Raw genomic sequence first — 12242 nt, forward strand, 5'->3', positions numbered from 1 at the left:
CGCCAGCCGCCACCAGCGCCCCTAGCCGGTGTTAGAACAGCGGGATTTCCACCCCGACGATCTGATCGGCACGGAGATACCCCCAGTAGCGTGAATCGAACGACCGCGGATGGGGCAAGGCCACGTAGACCTGTCCCGGGGGAATCGGCGAGACCAGCGTCGCCGGCCGAATGTCTTGCCCGAACCGATCCCGCGTCAGCGTCACGCCGACCTCGTGGCCGTTAATGGCAATGCGCGCGCGGCCATCTGGCAGCGGCGTCACGGTGATCTGATCGCCCGGCAGGCCGAGAAGGCGCTTTCCCCAGAGCTTGCCCACGCGGGCATAGGGCCGGTCGCGCGGCGGTTGCACCCGCGCCGCCAGCTCTGGCGTCATGATGAACGCCACCAGGTCGCCGCGCTGGGGCGCCCGCGTCTTGTCGAGCAGGAAGACCCGGTGATACGGCCAGCTCAGGTCGTCCCGGATCACGAGCTGGTACCAGGGCGAGATGAGGACCGCGAACCACGTCACCGCCGTCAGGGTCAGGATCGGCCCGCGCACCCACGGCCGTCGCCACCAGGTCGACACCCGGGTGCTCCAGCCCCAGCCCCATCCGGTTGGCTGGCCCGACTCCTGTCCGAGCGAGCGACTGGTGAGGTCTGCCATGCGTTTCCCCGTTCCCCCGTTCCCCCTTTACCCCCTAGCTAAGGGCTCTTGGGTATCAGTGAGCTGATTGACTCTGAGTCTGGAATCTTGATACCAAGAGCCGACCCATCCCACACCCCCAACCCCCTCGCCCTTCCCATGGGCTCACTGGGTATATTCTGGCACTGGGGACCTGGGACTGAGTCCCTGGCTCGGTCACTGCCGATGTGGGGGCAATCAGCGCTGTGCGCCAGAGTATGTCGAGAGGGGAGGTTCGATCGGGCAATGGGTCGTTGGTTGGGGGAATGGGGACGGCGAGTGGTGGACGCCTGCTGGTGGACGATCGGTGTCTGGGTCGCCAGCCTCGGGGGCGGCGTGGCTGTCAGCGTGGGAAGCGATCTGATTGCTCGTCTTGGCCGCAGCCCGGCCACCGGCGCGGGGGGTGGCCCGGCCACCGGCGCGGGGGCGCGATGGATCGGCCGGGGGCAGCGGCGGGATGGTGGGTTGCGTCTGTGGATCCCACGTCCAGTATGCTTGCTGGCGACGTTCATAGGCCGCGCATTTTGTCGCCCAGCGCGCCGTATAGGCTGGGTCGCGCAGGCGACCCAAGACTTCCAGTACACAGCGATCCTGGCGATCCAACAACACGATGTCAGGGATGCCCATGACGGCGGCTTCGTCTGGTGCAACTGTACAGGGCAACGGTTTGTAAAACGCTCGTTGCCTGGTGACCAGGTGCTGGATCAGTTGGCGTTCCGCGTGCGACTCGCACGGGATCCAGCAGGTCGTATCGGTCACGTGCCGGGCCGCGAGCGCCCGGACGAGCAGGCGCATGCCGTGGCGTTGGACCAGGATCAGCAAGACAACCGGTCGTGCCGGATCGGCGATGATGCGCAGGCTGGCGGGGTGCGACGAAGGGGTCGCGGGCGCCACCAGTTCCCAGCGTTGTTGCTCATGTACCCACTGGTCGTACGCCAGGTCGAGACCGACTGGCCAGCCGCGCATAAACAGTCTAGTCCACGTAGCCGATGGTTTGGCCTGAGTCAGCGTTGTGTTTGCGGAATCGGAGGCTTGGGACGGAGGTTCTGGCGGACCGATTCGGGTTTCGCGCCACAGGCCCAGGATGTAGCCCAACCGGCATCGCCCCCGTGGCGTGGGCGCCAGTTGAGCCCACCAGCGTGTCCAAGCTGGGGGTGGCGGCAGACCGGCGTGATCGGGCGGCAGACCGGCGAGATAGAGCCAATCCGCCAGGCATTGATCACGAATACGCAGGCGAGCAGCAGCGGAACGCAACCGCGCGGCGACTACGGCAATGGTGCGGCGTCCCGTAAAGGCGGGTTGCCACTCAAGCAGACCAGCTTCGCGCCACAGCAGATCCAAGACCAGTCGCAAGGCGGCGCGCGGGCGGGTGGGACGCGCGCGCCGAACCGGCAGGGCCGACTCCGGCTGTGCTGGGTGCTTGATGCGATTCATAGACTGGGGTGGGGTCAGCCAATGCCAAGTCGGCCAAGATGGTCGGAGCGTGATGATCTCAGCGGGCGGCGTGGGAACTGGTTCCGGAATCGGCTGTGTCGACTCTGGTTGGCTCGGCGCGTTCGACTGGGGCGGAGTCAGGGCAGGCAAGGTCAGGACGCGACGCGAACCGGGGCGGTAGCCCAGGGGGCAGGCGGGATGATGACGGCCGGGATCGGTGCGATGGAGCGGGTACAGCGCGTATGTTCCCCACGCCGCATAGTATTTCACCCCGAGGGGCAGACCGCCGGGGACGCAGGCGCAGCGAATGCGACCGGGTTGCCGCCAGCCGCGGGCGAGCCACTGCGCTCGACTGGCTGCGGAGGCGAGAACCGTCGTCAATGCGATGGCTTGCTCATCGCACAGCACCCATCCGATTCGGGGACTGTCGGATGGTAACATGGGTTGGGGAGACTGTTGTTGACTTTGTTTGCTCTCTCAGCTGAGTGGCTGCTGCCCCTGCTTCCACTGCATCCATTCCCACAATAGCTCTTCCACGGACCACAATGTAATTGTCTCACGATGGACAAGTTGAAGGTGTTCGAACGGAGTGGACGCACGGAACCCCTGCCCTGATTCGGGAAGTACAAACCCGAAGCGTTGAAAAAACCGAGCCCGTCGTGCCTGATTGTCGGCTGTTCGTGCATCGACTGGATTCCATTCCAGCGCGACGGTGCACACTGGGATTGCTGCATGCAGTGTCTGCAAGACGACCAACCACCGATTGACCATCCAGGTTCCGACGTGATGATCCGGCCGTCCAACCGTGATGTCTTGCAGATACGCTTCTAACCCATCTGGATCTGATCGGTAATAAATCTGTGCGGTTAACCTCGCGGAAACCAATCCGATTCTGGCGCGTGAACGACCGTCCAGAAAATAGGACAGTGTTCGTCCATTGACAAAGCGCTCTCGAAATATCCACAGGTGTTGGGCGCGATCGGACAGGACATGATGCTGATGGAAGAGAGATCGTAACAGCACGATGTTCTGCCAGACTCTTCCTTCCGATTCGTTCATGCTTTTTTCCGATTGTTCTTGCCCTTTCACCTGACGGGCGGATGACGAGGTTTGGGGCAACAGAATATCTTCTCTTCCTTCCGATTGTTCTAGTCTTTTCACCCTTGTCGGCTTCGACGCACCAGTGGGGTTGCTGACTCTTCTCTTCCTTCCGATTGTTCTTGTCCTTTCACCCCAGCCCGGGTCACCGGGGATGACCGAGACAGCCGCCTTCTCTTCCTTCCGATTGTTCTTGTCCTTTCACCCACCGCATCCGCTGTTGGGTCCCCCAGCCGCTCGCCACCTTCTCTTCCTTCCGATTGTTTTTGTCCTTTCACCAGAGCAGGGTGACGGCATGGCCGAGGGTCACTAAGTACCTTCTCTTCCTTCCGATTGTTCTTGTCCTTTCACCGATCGGCCAGCGACCACAACCAGTTGTCCAGCCTCGCCTTCTGTAATGCTCCCCGTTTGTCAAGACACTTTTCCTGGTGCTGAGAGTGAGTCATCCTACGCAGCCGCTTGTGCCGTCTCCTGCTCGCCGAGCATCGCCTCGAACTCCCGCGGGCTCCGATAGCCCAGAGCCGAATGCACGTCGCGCTCGTTGTACTCCACCGTGATCCAGTGGCGGATCGCCGCCCGCGCGTCCTCCAGGCTCGTGCACGCCCGCAGCCAGAGCAGCTCTTCTTTGATCGTCCGCATCAGGCGTTCTGTCTCGGCATTGCCCTTGGGATTGTCGTCGCTGGTGAAGACCTGCTCGATCCCCAAGACGCTCATGGCGGCCATGAAGCCAGTCGCGGTGGGCTGGCTCCTGTTGTCGGAGACCAGCTTCAAGCCGGCTCCCCGGACCCCGTTCGGGAATTCGGCTTGGACCGCCTGGGCCAGCGCGGCCTCCCACTCCTGCCGGCGGCTGCGGAGAGCCAGGTCCCAGCCGACGATCTTCTTCGTGTACCAGTCCAGGACCACGACCAGGTACGCCCAACCCAGCGCCGGGATCAGGCACGTCGTCATGTCGATCCCCCAGAACTGCCGGGGACGCGTGGCCGTCGGCTTCGCCCTCGGCGTCCGGGTCGCCGCATGGCGCGTCCGTTTCACGGTCAAGCCCGCTTCCCGCATCAGCCGATACACCCGCTTCTTGTTGACCGGGAGGCCCTCCCGATACCGCAGCCAGGCCCACACGCGCCGGTAGCCCCAGAAGGGATGAGCTTCCGTGATCGGGCGGATCCGCGCCAGGAGCGCCTCATCGGCGGGATTCGGCCCCGCCGTCGGCACCGGCCGCTCGTGCCGGGCGGCCTAGGAGCCGCTGCGGCTGAGCCCGATCAGCCGACAGGCCGCCGCCGCCGACCACCCGGCCTCGCGCAACGCGTCCACCAGGATCACCCGCCTCCCGACCAACTCGTCCGTTTGTTTTACCAGCTCAATGGCCACGGCTTGCTTGCCGATGAGCCGCTGGAGCTTCTCGATCTCCCGCTTGAGAGCCTCCTCACTCGCAGGGAGTCCGTTGGTCAAGGCCCGCTTGCCCCCTTCCAGGAAGCGATCCCGCCACTGGTCGGATTGGGTCTGGGCCATCTGGTGCTCCCGACAGATCTCCGCGACCGGCTTGGCCCCTTTGATTCCTTCCAGGACAATGGCCCGTTGCTCTTCCGCAGTCCAGTGACGCCCCTTCATGTTGGACACCTCCTCGTTGAGTGATCCAATCCCTTACCACTCACTCTCCAAAGTGTCCACTCCTTCAGGGGAGCAGTATATCTTCACCGTGGACACACCCATCATCTTCGCATTTCACGGCTATCCCTGGCTGATTCATCGATTGACGCACCGCCGCACCAACCACAAGAACCTCCACGTGCGAGGCTACAAAGAAGAGGGTACGACCACCACCCCGTTTGATATGGCCGTCTTGAACGACATCGATCGATTCCATCTGGTTTCGGACGTGATCGACCGCGTGCCCAAGCTGGGGTCCCGCGCCGCCTATGTCCAGCAGGCGATGCGGGACAAGCTGATCGAGCACAAGCACTACATTGCCGAATACGGGGAAGACATGCCCGAGATTCGCACGTGGACATGGAGCCGGAATGCCTAAGCCAGCGGGCTCGTACGCCGATCAAGAGGACCCCTCGAGGCGACCTCAAAACGATCGCCTGATCGTTCGAGTATAAGGAGGTTGCATGGGATCGCCGACCGTTGTCTTCCTGCTGGATGTGGACAATACGCTGCTGGATAACGATCGGGTCACGGCAGATCTGAAAGACCATCTGAAGCAGGAAGTCGGCCATGACCGGGGGCAATTGTATTGGACCATCTTCGAGCAGTTGCGAGCTGAACTGGGGTATGCCGACTACCTGGGTGCGCTGCAGCGTTATCGCATGGAACACCCTCGCGATCCGCACCTCTTGACTGTATCTCGGTTCCTGGTGAACTACCCCTTCGCCGATCGCTTGTTTCCCGGCACGCTCGACGTCATCACACATCTCAAACAATGGGGAAAGGTGGTCATTCTTTCAGATGGCGATGTCGTCTTCCAGCCACGGAAGATTGAGCAATCGGGGTTGTACGAGATCGTCGATGAAAACGTGCTCTTGTATATTCACAAGGAGCAGGAGCTGGACGACGTCGAACGTCGCTACCCAGCCGATCACTACGTGGTGGTCGACGACAAGCTTCGGATTCTCGCTGCGATCAAGACCCGCTGGCGATCCCGGGTGACCACCGTGTTTCCGCGTCAAGGGCACTATGCGCGAGATCCCCAGACATTGGCCCGCTTTCCGCCGGCAGACCTGAACATCGAGTGTATCGGTGACTTGCTGAGCTATGAGCTACAAGAATTACTGCAGGTTCCAAGAGCGAAATTCCTCTGATCCGGTCACTACTCCATTGGCTCACAGAGGCCACAGCCGTCTCTACAATAATGCTGAAGCTAGCACTGCGTCCCAATGACTCATCTGTGTCATTCCAGGACACCAAGTGAGCGAATCTGAGTGTTGCCGCGGTATAGAAATACACTGCGGCGAGGACATTCAACTTGGTCACACCCTGCTTCTAGTTGTCCGTCGCGGTTGTAGGCACATACTGGCTCACGTTGGTCTGAAGTGGTCCCGCCGCTCAACGCTTCCGTCGAACTGATTCAGGAATGCCGACAGCCTCACAGATGGAGCAGCCAGTGCCCCAGTAATTGGTCGCTGTGATTTCGCGGTCAGAATTGATCCAGCACTTGTTTTTTCTTAGTGCGGTATTCTTCATCCGTGATCAGTCCCTGATTCTTCAATCGCTTGAGGGTCTGCAACTGTTCCTCAAGAGATAGCTTTGCCGGTGACGTTCGGTTCGGCGAAGAAGACGAGTCGCTACCAGCGGGAGCACTCCGCGCAGCGGGTAAGAATGCGGGCTCACCGAGCAGCAGCGGCTTGTAGGCGATGGTGAGCGAGGGCAGAGTTGTGAAAAAGAGCCGACGGGAGGAGCCCTGCTCTTCCGCGACGGTTTGGTGCTCGCCGGGGGCAAACTCATAAAAGGGGCCGGCTTCGGTCCGCAGTGGATCTTGCCACAACAGCTCGCGGACACCCGGCATGGTGACCGCGAACCGATAATTGGCCAAGACAAAATGCAGGAACTCCCCATTCACGAACCATCCGCCTGTCGTGACCTCCGTCATGACATCCGACGGATGTCGGCTCAAGGCAAAGATGACCTTCTCATCCGGACGCGCTTGCGCGAAAACCCGGCTGAGCGTTGCGCCAAGATACTCAGTCTCGTCGTCCGAGAAAGCCTGTTCCACTGCCCCCTTGGTCGTGAAGAAGAGAAACCCCTCGTTCCGCCGCTGGACGCGGATGCTCCTTAGAATGACTTTCCAGTCCTCAGGACTCAAGAGGAAGGGATGCGTGAAGGCCAGGTGCCCGCTTGGATGAGGGGCAGCTTGTAACCTGACGATACGGTCATGGTCCTCGCACAAGCCGCAGCCCATTCGAGTGGGAGGCGTGGAACTCTGGCAGGCTTGCGCAAGCAGCCCTATCAGGCAGAACGAGAGGAGGAACACAACTTTCCTCCCCGCGCCTTCTCGATACCGTCGTACCACTTATTCCTCCTTGCACGCAGGGCGCCAGGGTGCTTCCGTCCAGTAGCCTTTGACGAGATAGTCTCTCAACGTCTGGTCAGCCGGTCGACACACTTCTTCTTTCTGCATCATCTGCACAGTATCGACCATCCAGAAGAATGCATCGCCGGGCAACGTCGCCATAAATCCCAATACGGCGGCAGCAGTGTACAAAATCATGATGGCCACCTCCTTCGTTAATTCACCCCGGTACTCTGGAACGAACGATGGTCCTGCGCTAATGCTGTTGTGCCCAGTGGCATCGCCCTCTCACATAGGGATTGAGGGATCGGGGCATGTCAGAGAGAAGGCCCTCACTGGTGGCACGCTCGTAAAAAACATAGTCTTCTTCAAGCCAGCGGCGGCGCATGGCTGCCATCCGACCGGATTCCTCGAGCTGAAACAGCACATCGTTGACGAGCCACTGCAGACGAAAGCTGTTCTCGGACATGACCACCGTAAAGAGTTCGCGGTTCAGCAAGAACGGCTGTCCGTTCTCCAGGACGAGCGGCTGCCAATTCTTCATCCTCCGCTCCCTCCTCAAGATATAGTCCAAGATCGGTTGTGTTCCCAGAATGACATCAACGGCAGGATCACGAAATTGCAGAGCTGCGGCCAGGGTATCGCACAGCAGAAGGCGAATGCCTTTAAGATTGGCTTCTGCGTACAGGTGAGGCGATCTCCCCTCTTGTACCGCTACGATCAACCCAGTTAGCGCCCCCTTGCGTGCAACGAGGGAGTCCCCGCCTTCCACTGGCCGAGAAAGAGCGGCGCGCACCTGCTCAACCACCTCCGGCCGCCGCGTGATCCCGGTGATGCCCGCATCATAATAATAGGGGGTGGAATATCCAAGGCCAGACGCTGTGAGGTGTGGCACGTTGTAAGACACCGCCGATACGAACAAGTCCAGCTGTCCCTCGGTTAACAGCCTGAACAGATCCCGGAAATGAACCATGTGCGGAACTGCAATCACCGGGGGATCTCCGCAGTGTCTGGACAAGGCCCTGGTGATCTCTTGGACTAGCTCGATGTCCAGGCCGGTCACCCAGGGACCCTGGTCGTTCCAGATCACTGGGAAGACAAACGGTGGAAACGCTTCGACTGCAATTCCAACCTGCAACCGCCGGTGCCGACAGATCACATCGAGCTCATCTGGCAGATCGGGGACCACCGACCGGACAAGTTGGGCAGCATCCATGGGCAAGCCACATCCTTGAAGCAGGCACCCCATCACGAGTGTGAAAATGGACGCCCACGCCCGGCTTCCCGTTCTGCCCATGCGTGCTACTCCACGAGCGCCCAACTCTTGCGCGATGTGTGACAACTCCTTCCTTCCGATTGGCTCAGAAGAAAAACCCGGTGGTGAAGAGCAATTGCCGCTCGTTTCCCCCTTGTCCCTCGAAATCGACTCCATAGACGAAGTACCCGAGTGTCAACTCCAATGTGATGCTGTGTCCGACCGGAAAGCGGACCCCGACATCTGCTCCGTACAGATAAGTCGGCACTCGTTTCCCCGGTCCCGCGAGGACCGCTCCACCTATTAAGCCCACAAAGGGAACTGCCCGATCTTCGAGAGGACCGAAGAGCAGATGTCGGAGCAGCCGGTTGATCGGCATCCCGCTGGGAAAATCAAGGATGTCGAGAAAGTTGTTCCACCGTGGATTCAGATAAACCGAATGGAGATCAGCTTTCAGCTCTTTCGAGGCAAATCCGAAGTACTGATAGGTCGCACCTACCTCGAAATTTCCGAAGCTGAGGGCTGTGAAACCCGCTTGCAGACCAACCTCTCGACCATTCGGGGTGAAGGTTTGGCGTAGTGCGATGTCGACGTTGAACGGTCGCATCGGGAGGACTTCGAGCCTCCTCTCCTGCCCTGTCGCAGTCATCGGGAGGAGCAGGGAGAAGAATCCCGCCAGCGGCACCGCGAGCCAGATCGAATAAGGCAGGACAGATCCCGACCGCCCTTGTTCGCTTACTGTGTTGTCCATTTCGAATGGCCAGTCGAACCCGACGAGTCTGGTCCGGCTTGGCAAATCCCTTTCACTTGTGCTCACTCCTTTTTCTGCCGAGGAGTTGTGCTCAGGGCCAAGGTTCAGTCCTTACATGCAGGCTGACGGATGAACTATCATTGGTTCTCGATTGCCTATTTGTCCGGTCCGCGGCTCAACACACGCACGTAGGCCAGTACGTCCCGCATCTCTTGTTTGGACAGCCATCTCTTGAAGCTACGCATTGCCGTCCCTGACCGACCTTCCTGGATCGTGTGAAGCAGTTCCGCATCCGATTTAGCCCCTGCTCGACTCAGAGGTATAGTCGGCCGCTGGCGGAGTCAGCAATGGCCCCATTGGTCCCGTCCCTTTGCCGTCTGACCCATGACAGCTCAAACAGTGCTTCTCAAAGACCACCTTGCCCTTGATAGGATCGCCGGCAAACTTCTCAATGGATTTCTCTTCCGAGTGCGTGACGGCTCCTGTCATACCATCCACGTCAACGAGGACGTGGGCTCCTTCGGAGGTAATGACTTCCACTTCCCAAACCAGCTTGCCTTTCTTGTGCACAACGTCCAATTCATGCACTCGCCCAGGCACGTGATCGACGGCAGCCTGAATCGCTTGCTCAATCGCAACTTTTGGCTGTTGGCCATTCCTCTGCGTCTTCTTCTGGACCGCCACCTCCGGTTCTTTCGGGACTCCTTCGCGTGGCTCTTGCGCCTCGGAGACACCCGGTGCAGTAATGGCGAGCAGGATGCCGATGAACAGCGCCCCCCTTCGAACCGTGTTCATATCCATCTCCTTTTGTTCGAGGTCGACCATCTTCCTTGTGGTTTGATTCTCAGAAGGCAAAATCAAGGCCGACGAGTGTGGTTTGCCCGTACCAATTCTCGCCGTTAACTCCCACTCCCTTGTCCTTGTACCAGTTGTATTCGGCGTGCACCGCCAGATCGGTTCGCGCAGACTGGTGAATGTAGTAGCGGATCATGGCCGTGTGGGAATCCACATCGTTATAGGAGCCTGTTGCACAAACCCCTTGACACCTAGGCAATTATATGTATACTGTCTTCCCGAGTCATGACCGAAGGGAGGATGCGATGGGCTACAACTTTCTGCCGTGTGAGCGCGAGCAACTGTATCTGATGCCGCCGGCGTTGCAGGATTGGCTGCCGGAGGGCGATCTGGCCTGGTTCATCCTGGATGCGGTGGCCCAGATGGATCTGACGAAGATCGAGCGGACGTACCGAGCCGATGGCTGGGGCCAAGCGGCCTACGAGCCGGCCATGATGGTGGCGCTGCTGCTGTATGCGTACTGCCTGGGGGAGCGCTCCAGCCGCCGGATCGAACGGCTGTGCGAGCGGGATGTGGCCTTTCGGGTGCTCGCGGCCAATCAGCGGCCCGATCACACCACGATCGCCCGATTCCGGCAGACCCATGAGGCCGCGTTGGCCGCCCTGTTTACGCAGGTGCTGACGCTGTGTGCGGCGGCGGGGTTGGTGAAGGTCGGGGTGGTGGCCCTGGATGGCACGAAGATCAAGGCCGACGCGGCGCTGGCAGCGAATCGGACCGCCGAGACGATTGCGGCGGAGGTGACGCGGATGCTGACCGAGGCTCAGGCCACCGATGCCGCCGAGGATCGGCTGTACGGACCGGAGCAGCGGGGCGACGAACTGCCGGAGGCGTTGCGGGATCGGCGGAGCCGACTGGCCCGGTTGAAGGCGTGCCAGGCACGGTTGACGCAGGCGGCGGCCGAGGCGACCGCGCAGCAGCAGGCCAAGCTTGAGGCCCGCCAGGCCGAGGAAGCCGCCACCGGGCAGAAGAAGCGGGGCCGCAAGCCGAAGGCGGCCGAAGCGGCAGCGGATGCCACGGCCAAGGCGAACGTGACAGACCCGGACAGTCGCATCATGAAGACCCAGGCCGGGTACGTGCAAGGCTACAATGCCCAAGCGGTCGTGACGGAGGCGCAGATCATCGTGGCGGCCGCCGTCACGCAGGAGGCGAACGATGTCCGGCAACTGCATCCGATGCTGACGCAGGCGCAGGAGAATCTGCAGGCCATCGAGCACCCGCAGGCCATCAAGACCGCCCTGGCAGATGCCGGCTATTGCAGCGAGGCCAACCTGACGGAGGCCGATCCCGCCGGACCTGAGTTGCTGATCGCGCCGAACCAAGATTGGAAACAGCGCAAGGCGCTGCGGGAGCAGCCACCGCCACGAGGCCGCTGTCCGAAGGGGCTGACGGCCCGCGACCGCATGGAGCGCACGCTGCTGACGCAGCGCGGACGTCGTCTGTACACGCAGCGCGGCCAGACGGTGGAGCCGGTATTCGGCCAGATCAAGAGCACCCGTGGCTGTGATCGCTTCATGCGCCGTGGCCGCCAAGCCTGTGACGGCGAGTGGAAGCTGCTCTGCGCCACGCATAACTTGTTGAAGCTCTGGCGGAGTGGGAAGGCGGCCTGGACCGGTCGGCGCAGGGGCAGCGAACCGCGACGGCTTGGCCGGGGAAGCGGAAAGAAGACAAGGGGATGACTCTCTCAAAGGCCACGCTCCCTCGCGGTCTCGGCAGCGAGAAGCCCACATGGGAGCGAAGCGAATCAATGTCTGGTGACCAGAGGGCTCGATCATGAGTTTGAGCAACAGGCTCATAGGACTTCGCAAATGCGGGATCTCCCTGCCGGCTGTTCCGGATCAGGTCATACCGATAGGAGAGGAGCCAACCGGGTGAGTTAATGATGGGCATGACTGTCGGATACCAATCCAACTGTACAAAGGCCCCGTTCCATGAAGCGTTCTGAAAATTCGGGAGCCCTTGCGCATTCAAACCGCCTGGCGCTTGCGTGCTGATCAGATTGCTGCTGTCGACCGCATGCATAAAGGCACCGAATAGATTCCACTGGCCGTCAAAGGTGAGGCTCATGTCTGCTCCGACCCTGGTGAAAGGTTCCCCCTGGGTCGCGGTCCCTGGCACAGGACAGCCTGTCGTCACAGTCCCTCCGCCAGCGGATGCCGGACAGCGCGTCGGGGCAGTCCCTGCT

The 12242-nt window shown here is 60.8% G+C and carries 12 protein-coding genes, 2 pseudogenes and 1 CRISPR repeat array; of the genes and pseudogenes, 3 read left to right on the forward strand and 11 right to left on the reverse strand.

Features of this window, described 5'->3' with window-relative positions:
• Window positions 1-31 precede the first annotated feature (31 nt).
• The 5 genes from ACWHYQ_RS00845 to ACWHYQ_RS00865 all read right to left on the reverse strand — a co-directional run bounded on the left by ACWHYQ_RS00845 (window position 32) and on the right by ACWHYQ_RS00865 (window position 4798).
• A complete protein-coding gene (locus tag ACWHYQ_RS00845) occupies window positions 32-565 on the reverse strand; it encodes a S26 family signal peptidase (protein WP_447973895.1) in 534 nt (177 codons plus the stop codon).
• A gap of 294 nt (window positions 566-859) precedes the next feature.
• Entirely contained in the window at window positions 860-2536 is a 1677-nt protein-coding gene (locus ACWHYQ_RS00850; protein ID WP_447973896.1) for a DUF1173 family protein, read from the reverse strand.
• Window positions 2537-2572: 36 nt separating this feature from the next.
• Window positions 2573-3154, reverse strand: a complete 582-nt coding sequence (locus ACWHYQ_RS00855; RefSeq protein ID WP_447973897.1) for a hypothetical protein — start codon at window positions 3152-3154, stop codon at window positions 2573-2575.
• A 68-nt stretch (window positions 3155-3222) separates the two neighbouring features.
• Window positions 3223-3546: direct repeats of the CRISPR family, unit length 36 nt; unit sequence CTTCTCTTCCTTCCGATTGTTCTTGTCCTTTCACCC.
• Window positions 3547-3640: 94 nt separating this feature from the next.
• On the reverse strand, window positions 3641-4402 hold the full coding sequence (locus ACWHYQ_RS00860; RefSeq protein ID WP_447973898.1) for an IS3 family transposase: 762 nt from the start codon (window positions 4400-4402) through the stop codon (window positions 3641-3643).
• A 21-nt stretch (window positions 4403-4423) separates the two neighbouring features.
• Window positions 4424-4798 (reverse strand): transposase, encoded by a 375-nt coding sequence (locus tag ACWHYQ_RS00865; RefSeq protein WP_447973899.1) that lies wholly within the window; start codon window positions 4796-4798, stop codon window positions 4424-4426.
• Between the two features lie 79 nt (window positions 4799-4877).
• Between ACWHYQ_RS00865 and ACWHYQ_RS00870 the strand changes: the two are divergent.
• Window positions 4878-5216: pseudogene (locus ACWHYQ_RS00870) on the forward strand (phosphoketolase family protein); the annotation flags it as partial.
• Window positions 5217-5301: 85 nt separating this feature from the next.
• Entirely contained in the window at window positions 5302-5991 is a 690-nt protein-coding gene (locus ACWHYQ_RS00875; protein ID WP_447973900.1) for an HAD family hydrolase, read from the forward strand.
• 335 nt (window positions 5992-6326) lie between these two features.
• Here the strand turns inward: ACWHYQ_RS00875 and ACWHYQ_RS00880 are convergent, their stop codons facing one another.
• The 6 genes and pseudogenes from ACWHYQ_RS00880 to ACWHYQ_RS00905 all read right to left on the reverse strand — a co-directional run bounded on the left by ACWHYQ_RS00880 (window position 6327) and on the right by ACWHYQ_RS00905 (window position 10196).
• Entirely contained in the window at window positions 6327-7160 is an 834-nt protein-coding gene (locus ACWHYQ_RS00880) for an SHOCT domain-containing protein (protein ID WP_447973901.1), read from the reverse strand.
• A gap of 39 nt (window positions 7161-7199) precedes the next feature.
• A complete protein-coding gene (locus ACWHYQ_RS00885) occupies window positions 7200-7397 on the reverse strand; it encodes a hypothetical protein (RefSeq protein WP_447973902.1) in 198 nt (65 codons plus the stop codon).
• 58 nt (window positions 7398-7455) lie between these two features.
• On the reverse strand, window positions 7456-8415 hold the full coding sequence (locus ACWHYQ_RS00890; RefSeq protein ID WP_447973903.1) for a substrate-binding periplasmic protein: 960 nt from the start codon (window positions 8413-8415) through the stop codon (window positions 7456-7458).
• A gap of 145 nt (window positions 8416-8560) precedes the next feature.
• A complete protein-coding gene (locus ACWHYQ_RS00895) occupies window positions 8561-9205 on the reverse strand; it encodes a hypothetical protein (RefSeq protein WP_447973904.1) in 645 nt (214 codons plus the stop codon).
• A gap of 155 nt (window positions 9206-9360) precedes the next feature.
• Window positions 9361-10030: pseudogene (locus ACWHYQ_RS00900) on the reverse strand (c-type cytochrome).
• 19 nt (window positions 10031-10049) lie between these two features.
• The gene (locus ACWHYQ_RS00905; RefSeq protein ID WP_447973905.1) at window positions 10050-10196 is read right to left on the reverse strand and encodes a hypothetical protein; all 147 of its coding nucleotides are present in this window, start codon (window positions 10194-10196) and stop codon (window positions 10050-10052) included.
• Between the two features lie 109 nt (window positions 10197-10305).
• On the opposite strand from ACWHYQ_RS00905, the gene ACWHYQ_RS00910 reads away from it, so the two are divergent.
• A complete protein-coding gene (locus tag ACWHYQ_RS00910) occupies window positions 10306-11736 on the forward strand; it encodes an IS1182 family transposase (RefSeq protein WP_447973018.1) in 1431 nt (476 codons plus the stop codon).
• Window positions 11737-12242 lie beyond the last annotated feature (506 nt).

It is taken from the genome of Nitrospira sp. Kam-Ns4a (genome assembly GCF_965152595.1).

What these genes read in the sequence shown, in the direction of transcription:
- ACWHYQ_RS00905 (WP_447973905.1), bottom strand. Translation starts at nt 10,196, where the DNA reads ATGATCCGCTACTACATTCACCAGTCTGCGCGAACCGATCTGGCGGTG.
- ACWHYQ_RS00875 (WP_447973900.1), top strand. Translation starts at nt 5,302, where the DNA reads ATGGGATCGCCGACCGTTGTCTTCCTGCTGGATGTGGACAATACGCTG.
- ACWHYQ_RS00890 (WP_447973903.1), bottom strand. Translation starts at nt 8,415, where the DNA reads ATGGATGCTGCCCAACTTGTCCGGTCGGTGGTCCCCGATCTGCCAGAT.
- ACWHYQ_RS00855 (WP_447973897.1), bottom strand. Translation starts at nt 3,154, where the DNA reads ATGAACGAATCGGAAGGAAGAGTCTGGCAGAACATCGTGCTGTTACGA.
- ACWHYQ_RS00895 (WP_447973904.1), bottom strand. Translation starts at nt 9,205, where the DNA reads ATGGACAACACAGTAAGCGAACAAGGGCGGTCGGGATCTGTCCTGCCT.
- ACWHYQ_RS00885 (WP_447973902.1), bottom strand. Translation starts at nt 7,397, where the DNA reads ATGATTTTGTACACTGCTGCCGCCGTATTGGGATTTATGGCGACGTTG.
- ACWHYQ_RS00865 (WP_447973899.1), bottom strand. Translation starts at nt 4,798, where the DNA reads ATGAAGGGGCGTCACTGGACTGCGGAAGAGCAACGGGCCATTGTCCTG.
- ACWHYQ_RS00910 (WP_447973018.1), top strand. Translation starts at nt 10,306, where the DNA reads ATGGGCTACAACTTTCTGCCGTGTGAGCGCGAGCAACTGTATCTGATG.
- ACWHYQ_RS00850 (WP_447973896.1), bottom strand. Translation starts at nt 2,536, where the DNA reads ATGTTACCATCCGACAGTCCCCGAATCGGATGGGTGCTGTGCGATGAG.